This is a genomic window from Streptomyces dengpaensis (assembly GCF_002946835.1).
GTDB classification, from domain to species: Bacteria; Actinomycetota; Actinomycetes; order Streptomycetales; family Streptomycetaceae; genus Streptomyces; species Streptomyces dengpaensis.
On record NZ_CP026652.1, the window covers coordinates 4,194,253 to 4,217,100 of the forward strand.

Below are 22,848 nucleotides of genomic sequence, written 5' to 3' on the forward strand. Positions count from 1 at the left end.
AGGGCCCATACTGGCATCACGATGACGAAACCCTCCGCGCCCCGGCGCCACCTGCCCACCAGCCCCTTCGCCGCCCCCGTCACCCCCGTGGCCAAGGAGTTCAGCCTCGGAGACCGCGTCTCCCACGACCAGTACGGCCTGGGCACGATCGTCGGCGTCGAAGAGGGCATCGCGATGCTCGTCGACTTCGGCGCCCGCCAGGTCCGCGTCCTCAGCCCGTACTCCCGGATGGACCGGCTCTGACCCACTCCCCGAACGGCCCACACCGCTAGCAGCCCTCCAGCCCGCGCCACAGGCTGGACGTATGACTGCCCCGGCGCGTGATGAGCTTCCGTTCGACGATCTCGCCGACTTCGAGAACGCCGACCGGGGGTTCATCGCGACGTTGGTGCCCGGTGTCGTCAGGGACGCTGACGGGCGGGTGGTCTATGACGGGGACGCGTACGGGTTCTTGGACGGGGAGTGTCCCGACAGTGCGCATCCCAGTCTGTGGCGGCAGTCGCGGTTGTGTGCGCGGCAAGGGTTGTACGAGGTCACCGAGGGTGTGTATCAGGTTCGGGGTCTCGATCTCTCGAACATGACCATCGTCGAGGGCAAGCGGGGCGTGGTCGTCGTCGACCCGTTGATCTCCGTCGAGTGTGCGGCCGCCGCTCTGTCGCTCTATCGCGCGCACCGGGGCCCCCGGCCCGTCACCGGGCTCGTCTACACGCACTCCCACGTCGACCACTTCGGCGGCGCCCGAGGCGTCCTGCCGCGCGGAAGCGACAGCGGGGTGCCCGTGCTCGCGCCCGAGGGGTTCCTGGAGCACGCGGTCAGTGAGAACGTCCACGCCGGCAACGCGATGCTGCGGCGCGCCGAGTTCATGTTCGGTTCACGGCTGCCGAAGGGGCCCGACGGGCAGATCGGTACCGGGCTCGGCACCGTCATCTCCACCGGAACCATCAGCCTCATCGCGCCGACCGTCGACATCACCCATACGGGGCAGGAGGAGACCGTCGACGGCGTACGGTTCCTCTTCCAGTTGACGCCCGGCACCGAGGCGCCCGCCGAGATGAACTTCCTGCTGCGCGATCAGCGCGCCCTGTGCGTGGCCGAGAACGCCAGCCACACCCTGCACAACCTGCTCACCCTGCGCGGCGCCCTTGTCCGCGACGCCCGCGTCTGGGCCCAGTACCTCGACGAGACGATCGATGTCTTCGGCGATCTGTACGACGTCGCCTTCGCGTCACATCACTGGCCGACCTGGGGGCGCGAGAACATCGTCCGATTCCTCGGCGAGCAACGGGACTTGTACGCCTACCTCCACGACCAGACCCTGCGCCTCCTCAACAACGGCCTCACCGGCCCCGAGATCGCCGAGGAACTGCGCCTGCCGCCCGCCCTGGAGAACTCCTGGCACGCGCGCGGCTACTACGGGTCGGTCAGCCACAACGTCAAGGCCGTCTATCAGCGGTACATGGGCTGGTACGACGGCAACCCCGCCCACCTCTGGGAGCATCCGCCCGTCGAACTCGCCCTCCGGTACGTGGAGTTGGCGGGCGGGACGGAACAGGCGCTCGCGAAGGCCCGTACGTACGCCGAGGACGGTGACCTTCGTTTCGCCGCCACGCTCCTCAATCACGTCGTCTTCGCCGATCCGGAGAACCCGGCCGCCAAGGAGGCCCTCGCCGGCGTCTACGAGCGGCTCGCGCACGGCGCCGAGAACGGCACCTGGCGCAACTTCTATCTGACGGCCGCCCTGGAACTGCGCGAGGGCGCGAGCGCCGTCGACATCGACACCAGCGGCCCCGAGATGGCGTCCGCGCTGACCGTGAGCATGCTCCTCGACGCGCTCGCCGTCCGCATCGACGGCCCGCGCGCCTGGAACGAGCACCTGACCCTCGACTTCATCGTCATCGACGAACAGCGACGTCACCGGGTCAACCTCCACCACGGCGCCCTGACGCACCGCGGCATGCCGATCCACCACACGCCCAAGCCGCACGCCGGCCTGACGCTCATCCTCACCCGCCCCGAGCTGCACGGGCTGCTCGCGGGTCAGGGCCTCGCCGGCATCGAAACGGACGGCGACACCGAGCTCCTCGCCCGCCTGCTGTCGTACGCCTCCGACCCGGACAGGGCGTTTCCCGTCGTCACGCCCTGACTGAAGAACCAGCCCCAGGGGCGTTTGAGGAGCGGGGTCTGGGGCGGAGCCTCAGGGTGGGACGGGCAGGGGCGGAGGGGGCGAAAAAACTCACAGCGGGGGCTGGGCCGGGGCCGGGCCCAGGGTTGTGGTGCCCGGGGCCGTGCGGTGGCCCAGGCCCGTGCGGTAGGCATCCAGCGCGGCCTCGACGCGACCCGTGCGGCGGAGCAGGTCGCCGAGGAGCCGGCACAGGTCGGCCAGATCCCCCGCCGCCCCCGCCCGCTCCAGCAGGGACATCGCCCGCACGTAGTGCTCCTCGGCGGCCTCCGTGTCCCGCGCGTCCTCCGCGATGATGCCGAGCAGGCGATGCGCCCCCGCCGAGTGGATGGCCCCGCGCTCGGGGCTGAGGTCCCCGAGGACCCCGTGCAGCAGCGCGGCGGCCTCGTCCGACTTGCCCCGCCGATGGAGCACGTCGGCCAGCTCCACCGCCACCTGGCTGGTGTACAGCGCGGCCCGCTTGGCGGAGAGCATGGCCTGCGCCTCGCGCAACTCGCCCTCCGCCCGCATCAGATCACCGTTCTGGGCGTACAAATACCCCCGCATCCAATGGCAGTTGGCGAGCTCGGTACGGATCTGGAGCTGGCGATACAGCTCGGCGGCCTTGGCGAGCGACGCGTCCGCCTCGGTGATCCGCCCCTCGGCGATCATCGTCCGGGCCACCGAGCGGTGCATCCGGGCCACCAGCGCCGGTTCGCCGACCTGGGGCGCGAGGGCGAGCGCGAACTCGGCCGCCTGGGCCGCCCGGGCATGGGCGCCCATGTCCATGTAGGGCGCTATCACGCCTGTATAGAGGAGGAGCAGCGCGTCCGGGTCGTGCAGTCCGGTCCGGTTCAGCTCGTCGAGGGTGGACTCGAACAGATAGCAGGCGTACCGGAGTTCACCGGCGAGGTAGTGGGCGACGGCGCGCCCGCGCACCGCCGGGACCCGCTGCGGCAGCGGCGCGTCGCCCATCCTCCGCTCCGACTCCTCGAACCGCTGCTGGGCCGCGGCCAGGTCGCCGGTCTCCAGGGCGCATTCGCCGAGCCCCAGCAGCGCGGCGGCCTGCTCGGCGACCAGCCCATGCGCGTCCGCCTCCGCGAGGAGCCCGGCGTACTGCTCCGCCGCGACCTCCGCCTCCCCCGTGGCGAGCGTCCGCTGCGCGTCGGTCAGCCGTAGCCGCAGGTCGGTGGCGAGGTGGGCGGGCCGCCCGGTGGCGAGTTCCTCGTAGGCGACGCCGAGCCGCTCGGCGATGTGCCGCAGGGCGGGTTCGGAGGCGCGGACGCGCCCTGCCTCGAGCGTGGAGATGTACGCCGGCGTATAGGCAGGCTCGGCCAACTGCTTCTGCGTCAACGCCCTCTCGGTACGCAGCCGTTGCACTCTGCGCCCGATGGTCTCCGGGTCATCGCGGTCCGCCATGGGTTAAGCATGCCATTAAGCCGACTTACATTCAGGTTCTCTGCTGACCAAGGTTCAACTCTCCGGGCCCTCTTGCCCTTTGGCTCCGGCAGCCCCTACGTTAAGCGAGAGGTTAAGCCCGCTTAATACGCCGCCATACGCAGCTCTACGCCGCTGATGTTGCGAGGTCACCGTGCTCCGACGTATTTCCGCGCGCTACTCCAGAGGTTTCGCCGCGGCGCTCATCGCGATCGCCGCACTGGTCACAGCGGCGAACGTGGGCCCGGCCCGAGCGCAGGAACCGCCTCACCTCACCCACCACACGCCGGAGGCGTCCTCGGACCGGTCGCCGTAGGCCGGGCGCCCTTCGTGGGCAGCCCCTCGGTCTCACCGGCGGCCCGCTCCTCAGCGCATGCCCGGCACCGTCCCCGTATCCCGCCTACGCTGCCCCCATGACCTCTGCCGCCGCTCGCGCCGCGCTGGAACTCACCGCCGACCTCCCGGTCCCGGCCCTGGAGGACTTCTACCGGGACCTGCACCGCCACCCCGAACTGTCCTTCCAGGAGCACCGGACGTCAGCCCTCCTCGCAGAGCGCCTCACCAAGGCGGGGTACGAGACGACAGGCGGCATCGCCGGCACCGGGGTCGCCGGGCTGCTGCGCAACGGCGACGGGCCGACCGTGCTGCTGCGCGCCGACATGGACGCGCTGCCGGTCGAGGAGCTGACCGGACTGCCGTACGCCTCCGAGACGCCCGGCCTGATGCACGCCTGCGGGCACGATCTGCATGTGACCTGGCTGGCGGGCGCCGCCGAGGCGCTGGCCGCCGGGCGGGACGTCTGGTCCGGGACGCTGCTCCTGGTCGGCCAGCCCGCCGAGGAGGCCGGCTCGGGCGCGGCGGCGATGGTCGCGGACGGGCTCTACGAACGCTTTCCGCGGCCCGATGTGCTGCTCGGCCAGCATGTGACGCCCGGGCCCGTCGGCCAGTACGCGCACCGCCCCGGCCTGATCATGTCGGCCACGACGGACGTCGACATCGTCGTCCACGGGCGGGGCGGGCACGGGTCGCGGCCGGAGACGACCGTCGACCCGGTGGTGACGGCCGCGTATATCGTGACCCGGCTGCAGACCGTGGTCAGCCGGGAGATCGCGCCGCGCGAGCAGGCCGTCCTGACCGTCGGGCGGATCGAGGCGGGCACGGCCGCCAACATCATCCCGGCCACCGCCCGTATCTCCCTCAACCTCCGTACGCAGTCCGACGCGGTCCGGGACCGGATGGTCGCCGCGATCCGGCGTATCGCGGAGGGCGAGTGCCGGGCGGCCGGGTGCCCGCGCGAGCCCGAGGTGACGCTGGGCGGCTCGTTCCCGGCGACCGTGAACGACGCGGAGACCGACCGCCGTGTGGCCGCCGTGCACCGCGAGGTCTTCGGCGCGGACACGGTCTTCGACCCGGGCCCGGCGATGGGCAGCGAGGACTTCTCGCAGCTCGCCGAGGGTGAACTGCCGTACGCCTACTGGTTCGTGACGAGCACCCCGCCCGCGACCTGGGACGCGGCGCCGGGCTCCGACCCGCTGACGAGGCTCGACTCCGTCCCCAGCAACCACAGCCCGTACTTCGCCCCGGACCTGTCCACGCTCGCGCCGGGCGTACGGACGCTGGTGTCGGGGGCGTTGGCCATCCTGTCGGTCTGACCGGCCCTCTCAGGCCTGTTTCCTGAGCCGGCCTGCTCAGGTCTGCGTCTGGAGCTGGCGCAGGTGTTGCTGGACGTGGTCCAGGGCACCTTCGCGACGGCCGGGGAAGCTTAGCCTCAAGTCCGCCAGTGCGGCGCCGAGTTCACGGGCCCGCGCCGCGTCACCGACGCGGCCGCACTGGTGGTGGGCCCGCCCAGACGCTCCTTGCCCACCGGCGAGGCCGCGAGAAGCAGCACGGTTCCGGGCATAGGTTCCCTCCCCATCGATCACGTACGGCAGCACCGTAACCGCTGCGCATGCAAAGGGGGGACGGCAGGACGGCGAACCACCTGCCTAGAAGATCACTGAAAATGTTGCGGGTTCTGGCCCCGGCCCGGCCGGGCCGGGGCCAGTCTTGTAGGCATGCAGGGGGAATGGGCCGGGGAGATGGCCGGGCCGGATGTGTGGGAGACCTGCCGGGAGTTGATCCCGGCCGGGAGCGTGTTTGCGTTCCTGGCCGAGCACCGGGAGGCACTGTTCCCGCCGTCGATGTTCGCCGACATGTATCCCTCGTCCAACGGCCGTCCGAGTCTGCCGCCGCAGGTCCTGGCCGCGACCGTGGTGCTGCAGAGCCTGCAGGGGTTGTCGGACTTCGAGACGGTCCAGGAACTGCGGTGTGATCTGCGGTGGAAAGCGGCCTGCGGGCTGGGCTTGTACGACATGGCATTCGATCCGTCGCTGCTGACGTACTTTAGGCGCCGTCTGCGCCACTCGGCCGATCCGATGCGGATCTTCACCAAGGTCAAGGAAGTCGTGGCCGCGACCGGCGTACTCAAGGGCAGGCAGCGGCGGGCGCTGGACTCCACCGTCCTCGATGACGCGGTGGCCACCCAGGACACCGTTACCCAGATCATCTCCGCCATCCGCCGGGTGATCCGCGAGGTCCCCGGAGCCCAGGAGGTGGCCGCAGAGCACTGCCACGCGCACGACTACACCGACCCGGGCAAACCGAAGATCGCCTGGAACGACGAGCAGGCGCGCGCCGCGCTGGTCGATGCGCTGGTCACCGACGCCCTCAACCTGCTCGGGCACCTGCCCGAGCGGGAGCTGGGCGAGAAGGCCGCGAACGCGGTGGGCCTGCTGGCCCTGGTCGCCGGGCAGGACGTCGAGCCGGCCCCCGACTCCGACGGACGCGACGGGCGCTGGCGCATCGCCCAGCGCACCGTGCCCGACCGGACGGTGTCCACCGTCGATCCCGACGCCCGGCACATCCACAAAAACCGCACCCGCCACCAGGACGGCTTCAAAGGACACGTCTCCTTCGAGCCGGAGAGCGGGCTGTTCACCGCCGTCGCCCTCACCGGCGGCTATGGTCCCGGCAGCCACGAAGCGGCCGTTGCCGGTGATCTGCTGGACGGGGAGGACGGCGCATTAACCGTGCTCGGCGACTCCGCCTACGGGACCGGCGACCTGCGCGAACAGTTGCAGGCCGCAGGCCACACCCTGGTCATCAAGCCACCGCCGCTGCGACAGGTGATCCCCGGCGGCTTCACCATCGACGACTTCCGCATCGACCCAGCCGCCGGCACCGCGACCTGCCCGGCCGGACGCACCGCCAACCTCGGCCAGGTCAAAGCGGACGGCGCCCGCACCGCCCAGTTCAAACACCTCTGCGCCGACTGCCCCCTGCGCGGGCGCTGCACCACCTCCAAGACCGGACGCACCCTCAACGTCCATCCCCAGCACCAACTGCTGACCGCCGCCCGGCGAGAGGCGGCCGACCCAGCCTGGCAGGCCGAATACCGCAGATGGCGGCCCCCGGTCGAACGCGCCATCGCCTGGCTGGTCGCCAAGGGCAACCGCCGCGTCCCGCACCGCGGCATCATCGCCAACAACATCTGGCTCCACCACCGCGCCGCCGCCCTCAACCTCCGCCGACTGATCAACCTCGGACTCACCCGAACCGGCACCACCTGGCACCTCACCCCGGCCACCGCATAGCGACAAGGGCCGCCCGGCCCACGGCCGGACAGCCCCAACAACAAGATTTTCAGCAGCCTTCTAGGGCATGGGTCGCTCCGACCGTCGCAGGGCGAAGATCGTCGTGTCGTCGGCCAGGCGGCCGCCGCAGTGGCGCAGCGTGGCGTCGCGGACGAAGCGGACGAGGTGGTGCGGTTCGGTGGTGCGCGGGTCCTCGGCGAGGGCGCGGGCGACCCGGTCGTGCAGGGGGAAGAAGACGCCGTCCGCGTCGCGGGCCTCCGTGACGCCGTCGGTGACCAGGAGCAGGGTCTCGCCGGGGGCCAGGGTGACGGTGAGCACGGGCGGCGGGATGTACGCCACCTCGCTGAGCCCGAGCGGCAGTCCGTCGCCGGGCGGCAGAGGGCGTACGCCGCCGGGGGCGACCACGAGCGGTGGTTCGTGGCCGAAGTTGACGACCTCGATGGTGGCAGGGGTGGCTTCCGGGAAGCTGATGAGGATGCCGGTGGCGAAGCGGTCGTCGTCGTCGCGGCCGAGCGCGGCGTGGTAGCGGCCGTGCCGCACCATCTGGACCTCCAGGCGGTCGGCGACCGTGTGGAGGAGCGGTTCGTGGTACGCCGACTCGCGGAACGCGCCGAGCAGCGAGGCCGCCGCCTCCACCGCCGCGAGCCCCTTGCCCTGGACGTCGCCGAGGAGGGCACGCGTGCCGTGCGGGCCGGGCTCGATGTCGTAGAAGTCGCCGCCGACGCGGGCTTCGCTGTCCGCGGCCAGATAGACGGCCGCGTGGTCCAGGCCGCCCCAGCCCGGCGCCAGGGGACGCAGCACGGTGCGCCGCGTGGTCTCGACGACGTCCTTCATGTGCAGCATGCGCCGCTCACTGCGGACCCGGACCGTGCAGGCGAGGGTCACGAGGATGCCGCCGATCGCGACGAGGATGAAGTCGGGCAGGCCGGCCTGGAACTGGTCCGGCCAGGACGCGTCCAGGACGACGCATGTGAAGAGCGACAGCGCGGCGAGCGCCGCCGTGACCCACACCCCGCAGATCGCCGCCGAGATTCCGGGTACCAGCACGAGCCAGGAGATGATCCGGAACTCGCTCGCGGTGTTCCAGTCGATCAGCGCGATGGCGACGAGCAGGAGCAGCGGCGCCAGCCACGCGACGCTGCGGCCGCGCACCCGCATCAGCTGCCGCTCGGCGCCGTCCAGCCGCTCGACGTCGTCCGGCCGCCCGGCGCGCGGCAGTGGGCCGAACGGGGGTCTCCGGCCGTCGCCCACCTCGTCCTCGTCCGCTTCAGTAGGCGACCGACATCCGGGCACGCGGGTGGGCGCCCTTCTCCAGCTCGTCGACGAAGGCGATCGCGTAGTCCTCGGCGCTGATCCGGCTGTTTCCGTGTTCGTCGGTGAGCATCTGGTCGCCGCCGATACGGAACGTGCCCGTACGTTCGCCGGGGCCGATCTCGGCGGCGGGCGAGATGTAGGTCCAGTCGACGTCGTCGCCGAGGGTGCGGTAGTAGGCGAGGACGTCGCGGTGGGCCAGGGCCTCGGGGAGGTAGGCCTCGGGGAAGCCGGGCTGGTCGACCAGCGCCTGTCCGGGCGCGATCTCCAGGCTGCCCGTGCCGCCGACGACCACGAGCCGCCGCACTCCGGCCCGCCGTAGGCCCTCCACCAGCCCCTCGTTGATCGCGAGGAACGGAGCCCGGGGGTCCGAGCCGTCTCTGGGCGGTACGGCCGCCGACGCCACCGCGTCCGCTCCGGCCACCAGCTCGGCCACCTTCGCCGTGTCCGACGCGTCGGCCGCCGTGGCCGTGACCCCGGGGATGGGGGACTGCCCGGACCTGCTCACGGCGATGACCTGGTGGCCGCGCGCGGAGGCCTCCTTGGCGATACGGGACCCGACCATGCCGGTGGCGCCGAAGAGTACGAGCTTCATGAAGCTCAGCGAAACACGGGGTCAGGGCGCCCGCATCCCGACTTGCCAGGCGCTCCGGCGGGGTGTGCCCTGGAAGGCGGGGCGAGGAGAGAGGAGTGCTCCCATGGCTCATGCGGCACCTGTGTCACCCGCTCCGAAGACACCCGCCGTACCCAGCAGACCCAGCACACCGGATGTCTTCGACGCACGCACTCACGCCGTCGCGAGGTGGGCGGGGCCCATCCTCGTCGGGCTCGTCTACGGCTACTGGGCCGCGGCCATCAACCGCGACGCCGGCCCGATCACGGGCTGGAACCTCCTGTTCGGCTTCGTGACCGCCTTCGCGTTCGCGGCGCTCTACATGGGCCTGCGCGCGCTGGCGCCGCTGCTGAAGCGCGAACTGCACGCGGTGCTGTGGTTCGTGTTCGCGGGCATCACGTCCGGGTTCCTGTACAGCCAGAGCGGCCACAGCGTGGTGCGGTCCACGTGGATGGCCCTGGGGATCGGGGCCAGCGTGTTCGCGGTGACCTTCTACCGCTACTACACACACGAGGACGCGGAGGGGCATCGCGTACCGCGCTAGGCCCTGTCGTCAAACTCCCTCCCCCACTGCCTTAAGGGCGTGGGAGGTGCCCCCAGCCCCGCGACGCCATGCACGCTCCCCCACTGCCTTGAGGGCGTGGGAGGTGCCCCCACTCGCCGCACCGGGCCCAAGCCCAAGTACATCCAGTACGGGGGCCAGGCCCGGCACGCCGAGAGCACGCACCTACAGCGACGTCAGCCGCTCCGCGGCGGGCGCAGGGCGCGCCCTCCGGGCGGACGACGGGAGTTTGACGACAGGACCTGGCTGTGTCGGTCATGCCGACCTGCCGAGCGGCATCCAGGGCCGCGCGGTATATGGCGCAGGGGGCCCCGGCTGCCCGCCGGGGCCCCCTGCGTCTCCCTCACTCACCTACCTCCTGGGACCCCAGTCCCAGGAGCCTGAGATGTCGATGGTCAAGCTCCTCAATCCAGGAAACACCCGTTCGGGTGAGTGCTCCACCGGAGCAGGTGTGGCCCGTGTGGTTAGTGGGGCTCAGGCCGCGCCCGTCGGCGGGCTCCGGCCGGGTGACCTGGGGGTCCCGTTCGGCTTGCGCTATGCACCCATGTGCAGTCAAACCCCTCGCGCGGGGCGGCCGGGCGGCCTTGCCTGGAAGGGTGTCCCCAGCTGTCCGGAGCGCTCTGTCGGCCGTACTGATCGTCCTCGCCTGCCTGCTCGCGCCGCTCGGCGCGCTGTCGGCCTGGGCGATGTACGGGATCGGCGACTCCGGGCGGTACGAGGCCACGATGGCGCCGCTCGCCACCGACGCGGACGTACGCGCCGCGATCGCGGCCGGTGTCAGCGACGGGATCCTGCGCGAGGTCCACGTACGGCCGCGGTTGCAGGGGCCGGTGAACCTCTTCGTGCGGGACGCGGCGCGCTCGTTCACCGAGACGGAGGCGTACCGGACGGCGTGGGAGGCCGCGAGCATGGCCGCGCACGACGCCGTGATGGGGGCGCTGCGCGACGACCACGCGAGGGCGGTGACCGTCGACCTCGCACCCGTCACCGAGCGACTGAAAGATCAACTCGTCGACGACCACGTGCCGTTGGCGAACCGGATCCCCGTCGAGCACACCGAGATCACGGTGCTCGAAGCGGAGGATCTGGCCCAGCTCCGGAAGGGGTTCCACGTGCTCGAAGTCGCCGGTTTCTGGCTGCCGGTCGCCGCGGTCGTCTTCGCCGTCGCGGGCATTCTCCTCGCGGTGTGCCGCCGCCGGGCGGTCTTGGCGACCGGGCTCGGCACGGCGCTGGGCGCCGCGCTCCTCGGCATCGCGATCGCCGTGGGGCGCCGGCTCACCCTCGCCGATCTGCCGCCCGACGTGTCCCGCACGGCCGCGGGCGCGGTGTACGACGCGCTCACGGAAACGCTCCGGCTCGTCTCCTGGCTGCTGCTGGCCCTGGGCCTCACCGTGGCCCTGACCGCCCTGCTCACGGGCGCGTACAGGCGATCCCGGCGAGCGCCCGGAGCGCCTGAGCGAGATCCCGCGGAGCAGTCGACGCGAGTCCGAGCCTGACGCAGTCCTGGGCCCGCGCGCCCGCCGCGTTGACGTCCGGGGCACGCGCTCCCACCGCCGGCACCGTGCCCGCCGCGGCGACGGTGAAGGCGGACCCCGGTGTGATCGCTATCCCCCGCTCGGCCGCCGCCCCCGCGAAGGTGTCGGCCCGCCACGGGAACGGCAGCTCCCACCAGGCGTAATAGCCGTGCGGGTCGGCGTGCACGGGGTACCCGTCGAGGTGCTCGGCGACCAGTCGCTGCCGCCCGGCCGAGTCCGCCCGCTTGGCGCGGACCAGGTGGTCCACCGTGCCGTCGGCGATCCAGCGCACCGCCGCCTCCAGGGCGAACCGGCTCGCGGTCCACGCGCCCGAGCGGAGGGCCGCCGCCACCTGCTCGACCCGCCCCTCCGGTGCGACGAGGAAGCCGGCCGTGAGGCCCGGGGCGACACGCTTGGAGAGCCCGTCGACGACGTAGGTGCGCTCGGGGGCGTACGCGCCGAAGGGGTCGGGCGGACCCTCGTGGAGGAAGGACCAGACGCGGTCCTCGACGACGGGGAGGTCCAGGTCCCGTACGACGGCGGCCAGTTGCCGCCGCCTGGGTCCGCTCATCGTCACCGACGTCGGGTTGTGCAGGGTCGGCTGGACGTAGACGGCGGAGAGCGGCGCCGAGCGGTGGGCGGCCGTGACCGCCTCCGGGCGGAGCCCCTCCGCGTCCATGGGCAGCGGGACCAGTGTGATGCCCAAGCGGGTCGCGATCTCCTTGACCAGGGGATACGTGAGCGACTCGGTGCCGACACGGCCCCCCGGCCGTACGAGGGAGGCGAGCGCGGCCGCGATGGCCTGGCGGGCGTTGCCCGCGAAGGTCAGCCGGGACGGGGCGGGGTGCCAGCCCGGGGTGGCGAGGAGGGCGGCGGCGGCCTCGCGGGCGGCAGCCGTACCGGTGGCGGGGGCGGTGCGCAGGGACTCCGTGAGGACGTCGGGGCGCAGGAGCGGGGCCAGGGCGGGGGCGAGGAGCTCCGACTGGCCCGGCGCGGACGGGTAGGTGAGCTCCAGGTTGACCGGTGCGGTGGCCGTCGCCTCGGTGAGCGCGCGGCCCGAGGGGAGCGGTGCGGCCCGCACGAACGTGCCGCGACCGACCTCGCCGACGACCAGTCCGCGCCGTACCAGTTCGCCGTACACCCGCCCGGCCGTCGACCCGGCGATACCGCGCCGCCGGGCGAACACCCGCTGCGGGGGCAGCCGTTCGCCGGGCTTGAGCCGCCCCGCGGCGATGTCGTCGGCGATCCGATCGGCGATCCGCCGGTAGTCCCGCCGGTCGTCCTCCACCACGCGAGCCCCCTTTCGTACGCCCCGGGGCAGGATTGCACCGAGGGCAAAGACCTTATTGCACTGAGGAGTTGGGGGTGCCTAGGGTCATGGTCATGGCACCCTTCCTCGCATACGAGGACCAAGGGGGCGCCGACTCGACGGCGCTGCCCCTCGTCCTGATCCACGGCCACCCCTTCGACCACACCATGTGGGCTCCTCAGATCGCCGCGTTCTCGCCGGGCCGCCGGGTGATCGCCCCTGATCTGCGCGGCTACGGCGCGTCCCCGGTGGTCCCCGGCGTCACCCCGCTCGCCACCTTCGCCGAGGACATTGCGGCGCTGCTGGACGAGCTGGGTGTTCCGGAGTTCGCCCTGGCCGGGCTCTCCATGGGCGGCCAGATCGTCATGGAGTGCTACCGGCAGTTCCCGGAGCGGATCCGGGGACTCGTCCTCGCGGACACCTTCCCGGCCGCCGAGACGCCGGAGGGCAAGAAGGCGCGCGGCGCCATGGCGGACCGTCTGCTGCGCGAGGGGATGCGCGGGTACGCCGACGAGGTGCTGCTCAAGATGGTCGCGCCGTACGCCGACGCGCAGGTCGCCGCCCACGTCCACCGCATGATGACCTCGACCCCGCCCGAGGGCGCGGCAGCCGCCCTGAGAGGCCGCGCGGAACGCCCCGACTACCGCGAACTGCTGACCCAGGTCACCGTCCCGGCCCTGGTCGTCGTCGGCGCCGACGACGAGTACACCCCCGTCTCCGACGCGGAGGCGATGCACGCGGCACTCCCCGACTCCACCCTTCACGTGATCGACGCGGCGGCCCACCTGCCGAACCTGGAGCGGGCGGAGGAGTTCAACGGAGTGCTGGCGGCGTACCTGGCCCGGCTCGAGAGCTGACCACGCCCGGGGCGGGCAACCTTCCCCGCGCGCTCCCCGTCTCTGAGGGAGGATGCCCGCACCCCGAGCGGACGAGCGGAAGGCCGGGACTTGGAGACTGCGGCGGCCGGGTGGGCCGGGACCGAGGGGGCCGACGGGGCCGTCGGGCGGCGAGGCGGTGGGCGGGGCGTCGCGGCCTGGGCGGCGGGGTTGTCGCTGGCCGGGGTGAGTGTCGTGGCCGGGTTCCGGGTGGCCGACAGCGACGGGATCACGCCCGTGCCGCAGTTGCTGGCGTTTCTGCCGTGGCTGCTCGTGCCCACCGGCCTGGGGCTGCTGCTCGCGCTGCTCGCGCGGTGGCGGTTCGGGCTGGTGTGGGGGGTGGTCGCCCTGGGGCTCCTCGCGTGGTTCATCGAGCCGTACGGGAAGACCGGCGAACCCGGCGGCGCGCCCGTGGCCGAGGTGCGGGTGATGACCTCCAACGTGGAGTTCGGGCAGGGGACCGGCTCGCTCATCACCGCCGTACGGCGGCACAGGCCCGACATCCTGTTTGTGCAGGAGTGCGAGTACGGATGCGCGCGGGCGCTGGAGGACGCCTTCGGGGGGAGCGGCGGCGCCTATCCGTATCGCGAGGCCGTCGAGGGGGCCTCGTCCGACGGGTCCGTCATCATGAGCCGTTTCCCGCTGACGGGGGCCGACGGTGTGCGCGGCACCATGGGCATGCCCGGCGCCGTCGCCGACGTGAAAGGCCACGACGTACGGCTGCAGCTCGCCCACCCCATGCCCCCGCTCCCCGGCCGGCTCGGCGTCTGGCGGCGCGAACTCGGGGAGCTGCGCGACTACGCAGCCGCGAGCGAGGGCCTCACCGTCCTCGCCGGAGACTTCAACGCCTCCCAGGACCACGCCGCCTTCCGCCGCATCCTCGACACCGGCCTGCGCGACAGCTCCCGCCTCGCCGGAGCCCCCCGCACCCCGAGCTGGCCCGCGCGGACCACCCCCACGCTCGGCGCCCAGATCGACCACGTCCTCGTCTCCGCGGACTTCTCCGCGCACGAGGCGATGTTCCCGCGCCTGTCCGGCACCGACCATCGCGCCCTCGTCGTCGATCTCACCCTCCACCAGTACGAATGAACGCGACGGACCCGAATGAACTGAACCGGTACGGACCCAGATAAACCGGGAGAGGTCCCAATGACCCCGTACCAAACCCGAACGAAAGCCATACTTGGGTCATGTCGCGCGAGTTCCCCATCAGCCTCACTCCTCCCGACTGGCTGGTCAGGAACCTCCAACCGCAGAAAGCCCCCGTCAACTGGGCCGCCGCCGTCCGCGCCGCCGTCGCCATGGCCCTGCCGCTCGCCATCGGCATCGCTGTCGGAGAACCGGGCTACGGCGCCCTCTCCTCCATCGGCGCCCTGTCCGGGGTCATCGGCGACACGGCGGACGCCTACCGCCTGCGGATCGTCAACATCGCCGTCCCGCAGCTCGTCGGCGCGCTCGGCGTCACCATCGGCGCGCTCGTGTTCGGGCACGGCTGGGTCGCCGTCGCCGCCCTCACCGGGGTCGCGCTGATCTCCGGGATGATCTCGACGATCGGCGCCGTGTCCTCGGCGGCCGGACTGCTGCTGCTCCTCAACTGCGTGATCGGCGCCGGACTTCCGCTGCCGGGGCAGTGGTGGCTGGTGCCTCTGCTGATGACGAGCGGCGGGCTCCTCGTCCTGCTCCTCGCGCTGCTCTCCTGGCCGCTGCGCTCGGGCGTGCCGGAGCGGACCGCCGTCGCGGACACCTACCGCGCGGTCGCCGATCTGCTCGCCGCGGGCGGGACCGGCACATACGAGGAGGCCCGTCACGCCGTCACCCAGTCCCTCAACCAGTCGTACGACGTCGTTCTCGCCCGGCGTGCCTTCCACCACGGCCGCAGCCCCGACCTCGTCCGGCTGCTCGCCCAGCTCAACGCCGTCACCCCCGTCGTCGAAGCCGCCCCCGCCGCCCACCAGTACGGCAAGCCGCTGCCCGCCGCGGTCCCCGCCGCCGCACTCCGTCTCGCCGACGTCGTGGAGACCGGCGCCACCGGACCCCTGACGCTGCGCCTGCCCGCCCCCACCAACGAGACCGCGCGCGCCGTCGACCAGGCCCTGCGCCACGCCGCCGACGTCGTGACCGGCCAGGCCCCCGACCCACGCAACGTCGGCGACCGCCTCGGCCGGCCCGCCGCCCTGCGCATCCGCGCCGCCCGAGCCGCCCGCAACGTCCTGCTGTCCGCCGGTTCCTGGCGCTACGGCCTGCGTCTCGCCGTCTGCATCGGCCTCGCGCAGGTGCTGGTCTCGATCATTGCGGTGCCGCGCTCGTACTGGGTCGTCCTCACCGTCACCTTCGTGATGAAGCCCGACTTCGGGTCCGTGTTCTCCCGGGCGCTGCTGCGCGCGCTGGGCACGGTGGCCGGGCTCGTCGTCGCGGCCGCGGTCCTCAGCTTCGTGCCGCCCGGCTGGTGGGACGTGCTCGTCGTCCTCGTGCTCGCCCCGCTGATCCCGGTGTTCACCCCGCGCGGCTACGGCTACCAGACCGCCGCCATCACCCCGGTGATCCTCGTCCTCACCGACACCCTCCACCGCCAGGGCATCGGGCTCCTCGCGCCCCGCCTCCTCGACTCGCTCATCGGGTGTGCGATCGCGCTCGTCGCCGGGTATCTGCTGTGGCCGGAGAGCTGGCACACCCGGGTCGGCGACCGGCTCGCGGACGCCGTCGCCGACACGGCCGGGTATGTGGAGTACGCCTTCAGAAGCGACGCCGATCCCGACGCCCGCGCCCGCCGGCGCCGCGGCCTCTACCGCGACCTCTCCTCCATCCGTACGGAGTTCCAGCGCGCCCTGACCGAACCGCCGCCCACCGGTCGCCGCGCCGCCGCCTGGTGGCCGCTCGTCGTCGCCGTCGAACGGATCGTGGACGCCACGACCGCGGCCGGGGTCCGCGTCCGACAGGGCGCACCGTCGCCGTCCGCCGCCGAGGTCGCCCAGGTAGTCCTCCAGCTCCGGGACCTGTCCGACAGGCTGCGCGAGAGCGACGTACTCACGGCCGTCCGTACGGATCTGATGGGGCCGTCGGACAGCGTGCTCGAACCCCTGCGGCAGGAGGTCGCGGCGGCACGGGCGATCGCTTCGCCGCACTGAGGGGGCGGCTGGGGGAGACATAGGTGAGCAGGCGTACGAGAGCGGGGGCGCCCTTCAGCCGGAAGGGCGCCCCCGCTCTCGTACTGCTACTCGCTGCTAGCTGCCGATGTCGCAGCCGTCCGCGCGCCACACGGCCACGACCGCCGGGCGGACGATCTTGCCGGGGCCGTCGGGCCAGGTGCTGGCCGGCTTGTCGACGGTCGCGCCGTCGATCTCGCCCGGGTGCTGGACGGCGACCAGCACCTGACGGTCCCCGATGACCGGACCGCAGGTCTCGGCGCCGTTCGGCACGGTCAGGAACTGCTTCAGCTCACCGCGCCGCTCGCCCGTGGTCGCGACGCCGAACAGGCCGTCGTGCGAACCGAGTTGCGCGCCGTCGGTGGAGATCCACAGGTTGCCGTGCGGGTCGAAGGCCACGTTGTCCGGGCAGGAGATCGGGCTGACCTTGTCCTTCGGGAAGCCCGCGAAGTAGGTGGCCGGGTCGGCCGGGTCGCCCGCGACGAGGAAGAGCAGCCAGGCGAACGTGGTGCTCTCCGGCCGGTTCCAGCGCTCGGTGAGCTCCAGGATGTGGCCGTGCTTGTTGGCGTTGCGCGGGTTGGCCTCGTCCGCCTTGGCGTTCGTACCGACACCGCGGTTGCTGTTGTTGGTGAGCGCGACGTACACCTTGCCGGTGCGCGGGTTGGGCTCGATGTCCTCGGGCCGGTCCATCTTGGTCGCGCCGACCTTGTCACCGGCGAGCCGCGTGAAGACGAAGACCTCGTCGGCGGTCATGCCCTCGACGTGCGAGACGGCGCCCTTGGCGGTGGCGGTGGCCAGCGGAATCCACTCGCCGCTGCCGTCGAACTCTCCGTCGGACGGCAGCTTGCCCGTGCCGTCGATCTCGATCGCCGGGGAGTCGCCGGTCAGCTTGGCGACGTACAGCGTGCCCTCGTCGAGGAGGGAGAGGTTGTGCTCGCGGACGGCGCGGGAGGTGCCGTGCTTCATCCGCTTGCTGCTGACGAACTTGTAGAAGTAGTCGAAGCGCTCGTCGTCACCGGTGTAGACGACGGGGCGCCCGTCGGCGGTGAGGCGGATGGTCGCGGCCTCGTGCTTGAAGCGGCCGAGGGCGGTGTGCTTGCGGGGCGTGGAGGACGGGTCGTACGGGTCGAACTCCACGACGTACCCGAAGCGGTGCACCTCGTTCGGCTCCTGGGCGACGTCGAAGCGCTTGTCGAAACGCTCCCACTTGCGCTCGGAGGCGGCGGTGCCGATGCCGTACCGCTTGTCCGTGGGGCGGCTGCTGTTGGCGAAGTACTGGTTGAAGTTCTCCTCGCCGTGCAGGGTCGTGCCCCAGGGAGTCGTACCGCCCGAGCAGTTGTTGAGGGTGCCGAGGACCTTGGTGCCGGTCGGGTCGGCGGAGGTCTTGAGGAGGTCCGAGCCGGCGGCCGGACCGGTGAGCCGGAACTCGGTGGTGGCGGTCACGCGGCGGTTGAGGTGGTGCCGCGGCACGGCGGTGAGCTTGCCGGTCCTGCGGTCCGCCTCGACCACGACGGCGGAAAGACCGTGCGCGGCCCACGCGATCTCGACCTGCTCACGGGTGGGGTTCGCGGCGTCGTAGCCGCGGAACATCAGGATCTCGTCGGTGTACTCGTGATTGGCGACGAGAAGTTCGCGCCCGCGCTCGCCCGGGAGGGGGAGGAGGGCCAGGAAGTCGTTGTTGTACCCGAACTGCCCGGCCTGCGCCTTGGCCGTCTGGTTCTCCGGGTCGAAGGCGGGGGCACCGCGGAGGATGGGCTCGCCCCAGCGGATCACGACGTTCTGGTGGTAGCCGTCGGGTATGACGACGGCGTCGGTGGTGTTGGGAGCGACGGGAGCGAAACGAAGCCCGCGCGCCCCCTTCTTGCTCCAGTACGCCGCGTCGCTCGCCCCGGCCCCGGCCGCCTGGGCCTCAGCGGCCTGGGCCTCGGGGGCGCCGGTACCGACGACGGCGGCACCCGTCGCCGTGGCCACCGTGACGACGGCCGCGGCCCGCATCATCGAACGGCGGCTCAGCGCGCCGGCGATGACGTCACCGACGTAGGCGTTGTCGCTGGTGTTGGGCACCTCATGGAAGCAGGCGTCACCACAGCGGAACCGGCAGGTCATGGCGGACCTGCCGCCGGGATGCGAGCTGGGTGTTCCGATCAACGGCAGCATTCTGCGCACGACACTCTCCCCTGTGAGCGCTTTGGTGTCAGCGTGACGCTAGGGGTGCGTGTGTGCAGGAACCCTGCGGCTGAATGAACTGAGAGTGAACCCACGGGATCTGCAGGGGTGTTGACAACGTGACCCTTCCGCGATCCGCCCCTCCCCAAGATCGCCACCTGCGGCAGCTAACCTTACGTGTCCGTCCTGGCCAGGGATTGGCGGGCATCAACTCACGCGAAGGGTTGCGCACATGGGCATTCTCACTCTCCTGCGGAACGCGTTCGGCCGCTCACGCAAGGGGCGTGACGCCGACGCCGGGACCTCGCGAGAGCCTTCGACTCCGACGGTTCCGTCCCCGTCTCCGGAGCCGGCCCCCTCCAAGGAGGCCGCCCCCGAGGCGACCGACCGGGTTCCCGCCCAGGAGGCCGACCGGGCCCCTGCCGCGGAGCCCGAGCCGAAAATTCCGTCCCCCGCCTCCGAGCCCAACCCGTCGGTGGTGGACGACCTGGTATCGGCGGCCTTCGACAACGTGACGGTCCCGAAGCCGACGACTTCCCCGGACCCGGAGGCCGCGCCTGAGCCGGAGGCTCAGGCGGAGGCTCAGGCTCAGCCGGAGCCGGAGCCTCAGGCGGAGCCGGAGGCGGAGGCGGAGGCTGCGGCTGAGCCGGAGGCGGAGGCTGAGCCGGAGGCGGAGGCTGCGGCTGAGCCGGTGCCGACCGCCGAGGCCGAGCCGGCCACGGAGCCGGAGGCTGCGGCCGAGGCGGAGCCTGTGATGGAGCTGGTGACCGAGGTCGAGGCTGAGCCGGTCGCCGAGACCGAGGCGGAGCTCGTGGTCGAGCCCGAGCCGGTGGCTGAGGCTGCGGCCGAGGCCGAGCCTGTCGCTGCCGAGGAGCCCGCGGCCGCCGACGGCGAGGCCCCACAGGGGCCACCCGCAGTCGACGACGAAGGCAGCACGAGTGGTGCGGGCGCGAACGACCCGGCCGAAGGCGAAGCCGAGGCCGAGACCGAACCGCCCACCGAGGCCGAGCCCATCCCCGCACAGGCAGACGAACCCGCAGCCGCCGACGGCGACGAGGCCCCACAGGGGCCACCCGCAGTCGACGACGAAGGCAGCACGAGTGGTGCGAGCGGGAACGACCCGGCCGAAGGCGAAGCCGAGGCCGAGACCGAACCGCCCACCGAGGCCGAGCCCATCCCCGCACAGGCAGACGAACCCGCAGCCGCCGACGGCGACGAGGCCCCACAGGGGCCACCCGCAGTCGACGACGAAGGCAGCACGAGTGGTGCGAGCGGGAACGACCCGGCCGAAGGCGAAGCCGAGGCCGAGACCGAACCGCCCACCGAGGCCGAGCCCATCCCCGCACAGGCAGACGAACCCGCAGCCGCCGACGGCGAAAGCCGCACGGGTGGTGCGGGCGCGAACGACCCGGCCGAAGGCGAAGGCGAAGCCGAGGCGGACACCCCTGCCGAAGGCGAAGCCGAGGCGGACACCGAGCCCCACGGCACCCCCGCCGTACCCGTCACCCACATCAAGACAACCGCCCCCACCCTGGCAACGGCGTACGCCGAAGCAGGGACGGCCCTCCAGAAGAGGGACCTCACCGGCACACGCGCCAACATCTACCTCGTCCTGGACCGCTCCGCGTCCATGCGCCCGTACTACAAGGACGGCTCCGCCCAGGCCCTCGGCGAGCAGGCCCTCGCCCTCGCCGCCCACCTCGACCCCGAGGCCACGGTGAACGTCGTCTTCTTCTCCACGGAGCTTGACGGCACCGGCGAACTCACCCTCTCCGAGCACGAGAACAAGATCGACGAGCTCCACGCCGGCCTCGGCCGCATGGGCCGTACGAGCTACCACGCGGCCGTGGAGGAAGTAGTCACCCACCACGAGAAGCACCACCCGGCCGGGGAGCGGGCCCTCGTGATCTTCCAGACGGACGGCGCCCCGGACGCGAAGACCCCGGCCACCCAGTCCCTCACGGACGCGGCCAAGAACCACCCCACGGTGTTCTTCTCCTTCGTCGCCTTCGGCGAGCACGACAACAAGGCCTTCGACTACCTCCGCAAGCTGAAGTCCGACAACACGGCCTTCTTCCACGCGGGCCCCACCCCGCGCGAGCTGACGGACGCGGAGCTCTACGAGGGCGTACTGGCGAACTGGCGCCCGTAGCCGCCCCACCCGTGAAGAACCCGGCCGCCCGCTTCCCACCCCTCAAAACGGGAAGCGGGCGGCCCACCCATGTCGGCTACGATTTCAAGGTTCACCGACGACGACGCGCCGACCCTGAAGCCGACGATCGTCGCCCCACGTAGCGACTTGGGAGCAGCCCGCGATGGCTCGACACCTCATCACCAGCGCCCTTCCGTACATCAACGGGATCAAGCACCTGGGCAACATGGTGGGGTCCATGCTCCCGGCGGACGTGTACTCCCGGTACCTCCGCCAGCGCGGCCACGACGTCCTGTACATCTGCGCGACGGACGAGCACGGCACCCCGGCCGAACTGGCGGCCAAGGAGCAGGGCATCCCGGTCGACGAGTTCTGCGCGCAGGCGCACGACGCGCAGAAGGCGGTGTACGACGGCTTCGAGCTGGCCTTCGACTACTTCGGCCGCAGCTCCAGCCCGGAGAACCGCGAGATCACCCAGCACTTCGCGCGCCGCCTGAACGAGAACGGCTTCATCGAGGAGCGCGCGATCCGCCAGGTGTACTCGCCGGCGGACGGCCGCTTCCTCCCGGACCGCTACGTCGAGGGCACCTGCCCGCACTGCGGCTACGACAAGGCGCGCGGCGACCAGTGCGAGAACTGCACCCGCGTCCTCGACCCGACGGACCTGATCAACCCGCGCTCGGCGATCAGCGGCTCCACGGACCTGGAGGTCCGCGAGACCAAGCACCTCTTCCTCCTCCAGTCGAAGCTGCAGAACGAGGTCAGGGAGTGGGTGGCCCGCCACGACAACGTCTGGCCGCACCTCGCCTCCTCGATCGCCCACAAGTGGCTGAACGAGGGCCTGCACGACCGCGCGATCACCCGTGACCTGGACTGGGGCGTCCCCGTCCCGGCGGACACCTGGCCGGAGCTGGCGGCGGAGGGCAAGGTCTTCTACGTCTGGTTCGACGCCCCGATCGAGTACATCGGCGCGACGAAGGAGTGGGCGGACCAGGACCCGGAGAACCGCGACTGGAAGTCCTGGTGGTATGACGCGGACTCCGGCGAGAACCCGGTCCGCTACACGGAGTTCATGGCGAAGGACAACGTCCCGTTCCACACGGTGATGTTCCCGGCCACGGAGCTCGGCGTACGCGAGCCCTGGAAGAAGGTCGACTACGTCAAGGCCTTCAACTGGCTGACGTACTACGGCGGGAAGTTCTCCACGTCCCAGAAGCGCGGTGTCTTCACCGACCAGGCGCTGGACACCCTCCCGGCCGACTACTGGCGCTACTTCCTGATCGCCAACGCCCCGGAGTCGGACGACTCGTCCTTCACCTGGGAGCACTTCACGACCACGGTCAACAAGGACCTCGCCGACACGCTCGGCAACTTCGTCAACCGTGTCCTGTCCTTCTCGAAGAAGCGCTTCGGCGAGGAGGTCCCGGCGGGCGCCGAGGCCGGCGAGGCGGAGGCGAAGCTCGGCGAGGAGATCGCGAGCCTGCTGGCCGAGTACGAAACCCAGATGGAGGCCCTCCAGTTCCGCAAGGCGGCCGCCGCGCTGCGCGCCCTGTGGTCGGCGGGCAACTCCTACCTGGAGGAGAAGGCGCCCTGGCTGGAGATCAAGACCAACCCGGAGGGCGCGGCCCTGACCCTCCGTACGGCGATGAACCTGATCCACCTCTACTCGGTGGTCTCGGAACCCTTCATCCCGGCCTCCGCCCAGGCCATGCGCTCGGCGTTCACCCTCGCGGACACTGCATCTGATCAAAAGCGCGCGACGTGGGTGACCCCGGACGAGGCCCGCACGCTGTCCTCCGTCCCGGCGGGCACCCCCTTCACGGTTCCCCCGGTCCTCTTCGCCAAGATCACGGACGAGGACCTGGAAACGTACAAGGAGCGCTTCGGCGGCGCCGCGGAGTAACGGCAGCCACGTAACCGAGGGCCCGGGAACGAACAGTGACGCCGACCGACAGCGTCACGAACAGTTCCCGGGC

At 71.8% G+C, this 22,848-nt stretch carries 17 protein-coding genes; 11 read left to right on the top strand and 6 right to left on the bottom strand.

From position 1 onward, the window contains the following. Positions 1-21 precede the first annotated feature (21 nt). Complete coding sequence (locus C4B68_RS19355) at positions 22-243, top strand: hypothetical protein (RefSeq protein WP_099506499.1); 222 nt, start codon at positions 22-24, stop codon at positions 241-243. Positions 244-304: 61 nt separating this feature from the next. Further along, positions 305-2,143 carry an alkyl/aryl-sulfatase gene (locus C4B68_RS19360; protein ID WP_099506498.1) on the top strand — a complete coding sequence of 613 codons (1,839 nt, stop codon included), beginning with the start codon at positions 305-307 and terminating at the stop codon, positions 2,141-2,143. 90 nt (positions 2,144-2,233) lie between these two features. On the opposite strand, the gene C4B68_RS19365 is transcribed toward C4B68_RS19360, so the two are convergent. Then, positions 2,234-3,577 (bottom strand): helix-turn-helix domain-containing protein, encoded by a 1,344-nt coding sequence (locus C4B68_RS19365; RefSeq protein ID WP_099506497.1) that lies wholly within the window; start codon positions 3,575-3,577, stop codon positions 2,234-2,236. Between the two features lie 431 nt (positions 3,578-4,008). On the opposite strand from C4B68_RS19365, the gene C4B68_RS19370 reads away from it, so the two are divergent. Then, positions 4,009-5,247, top strand: coding sequence for an amidohydrolase (locus C4B68_RS19370; protein WP_099506496.1), 1,239 nt, complete (start codon positions 4,009-4,011; stop codon positions 5,245-5,247). 116 nt (positions 5,248-5,363) lie between these two features. Here the strand turns inward: C4B68_RS19370 and C4B68_RS44085 are convergent, their stop codons facing one another. Beyond that, positions 5,364-5,495: a hypothetical protein gene (locus C4B68_RS44085; RefSeq protein WP_257217548.1), complete on the bottom strand. Its 132-nt coding sequence runs from the start codon at positions 5,493-5,495 to the stop codon at positions 5,364-5,366. A gap of 154 nt (positions 5,496-5,649) precedes the next feature. Between C4B68_RS44085 and C4B68_RS19380 the strand changes: the two genes are divergently transcribed. Then, positions 5,650-7,227 carry an IS1182 family transposase gene (locus C4B68_RS19380; RefSeq protein WP_104880000.1) on the top strand — a complete coding sequence of 526 codons (1,578 nt, stop codon included), beginning with the start codon at positions 5,650-5,652 and terminating at the stop codon, positions 7,225-7,227. Positions 7,228-7,287: 60 nt separating this feature from the next. Here the strand turns inward: C4B68_RS19380 and C4B68_RS19385 are convergent, their stop codons facing one another. Then, complete coding sequence (locus C4B68_RS19385; protein ID WP_099502163.1) at positions 7,288-8,385, bottom strand: PP2C family protein-serine/threonine phosphatase; 1,098 nt, start codon at positions 8,383-8,385, stop codon at positions 7,288-7,290. 109 nt (positions 8,386-8,494) lie between these two features. Beyond that, entirely contained in the window at positions 8,495-9,133 is a 639-nt protein-coding gene (locus C4B68_RS19390) for an NAD(P)-dependent oxidoreductase (RefSeq protein ID WP_099502146.1), read from the bottom strand. A 103-nt stretch (positions 9,134-9,236) separates the two neighbouring features. On the opposite strand from C4B68_RS19390, the gene C4B68_RS19395 reads away from it, so the two are divergent. Both C4B68_RS19395 and C4B68_RS19400 read left to right on the top strand, forming a co-directional pair. After that, a complete protein-coding gene (locus tag C4B68_RS19395; RefSeq protein WP_167459112.1) occupies positions 9,237-9,695 on the top strand; it encodes a hypothetical protein in 459 nt (152 codons plus the stop codon). Between the two features lie 614 nt (positions 9,696-10,309). Further along, positions 10,310-11,209, top strand: coding sequence for a hypothetical protein (locus tag C4B68_RS19400; RefSeq protein ID WP_099502144.1), 900 nt, complete (start codon positions 10,310-10,312; stop codon positions 11,207-11,209). On the opposite strand, the gene C4B68_RS19405 is transcribed toward C4B68_RS19400, so the two are convergent. Further along, positions 11,124-12,518 carry an aminotransferase-like domain-containing protein gene (locus C4B68_RS19405; RefSeq protein WP_240634415.1) on the bottom strand — a complete coding sequence of 465 codons (1,395 nt, stop codon included), beginning with the start codon at positions 12,516-12,518 and terminating at the stop codon, positions 11,124-11,126. The two genes, C4B68_RS19400 and C4B68_RS19405, sit on opposite strands and share 86 nt — an antisense overlap. Before the next feature lie 92 nt (positions 12,519-12,610). On the opposite strand from C4B68_RS19405, the gene C4B68_RS19410 reads away from it, so the two are divergent. The 3 genes from C4B68_RS19410 to C4B68_RS19420 all read left to right on the top strand — a co-directional run bounded on the left by C4B68_RS19410 (position 12,611) and on the right by C4B68_RS19420 (position 16,536). Further along, positions 12,611-13,393: an alpha/beta fold hydrolase gene (locus C4B68_RS19410; RefSeq protein ID WP_167459113.1), complete on the top strand. Its 783-nt coding sequence runs from the start codon at positions 12,611-12,613 to the stop codon at positions 13,391-13,393. 90 nt (positions 13,394-13,483) lie between these two features. Beyond that, on the top strand, positions 13,484-14,500 hold the full coding sequence (locus C4B68_RS19415) for an endonuclease/exonuclease/phosphatase family protein (RefSeq protein ID WP_099502142.1): 1,017 nt from the start codon (positions 13,484-13,486) through the stop codon (positions 14,498-14,500). 101 nt (positions 14,501-14,601) lie between these two features. Further along, positions 14,602-16,536, top strand: coding sequence for an FUSC family protein (locus C4B68_RS19420; protein ID WP_099502141.1), 1,935 nt, complete (start codon positions 14,602-14,604; stop codon positions 16,534-16,536). Positions 16,537-16,632: 96 nt separating this feature from the next. Here C4B68_RS19420 and C4B68_RS19425 read toward each other — a convergent pair whose 3' ends face one another. After that, positions 16,633-18,720, bottom strand: a complete 2,088-nt coding sequence (locus C4B68_RS19425) for a PhoX family protein (protein ID WP_099502140.1) — start codon at positions 18,718-18,720, stop codon at positions 16,633-16,635. A 232-nt stretch (positions 18,721-18,952) separates the two neighbouring features. Between C4B68_RS19425 and C4B68_RS19430 the strand changes: the two genes are divergently transcribed. Together C4B68_RS19430 and metG are read left to right on the top strand one after the other, a co-directional pair. Further along, positions 18,953-20,872 (top strand): VWA domain-containing protein, encoded by a 1,920-nt coding sequence (locus C4B68_RS19430; protein ID WP_104880001.1) that lies wholly within the window; start codon positions 18,953-18,955, stop codon positions 20,870-20,872. Between the two features lie 163 nt (positions 20,873-21,035). Next, positions 21,036-22,775, top strand: coding sequence for a methionine--tRNA ligase (gene metG, locus C4B68_RS19435; protein WP_099502139.1), 1,740 nt, complete (start codon positions 21,036-21,038; stop codon positions 22,773-22,775). The last annotated feature ends 73 nt before the right edge of the window (positions 22,776-22,848 follow it).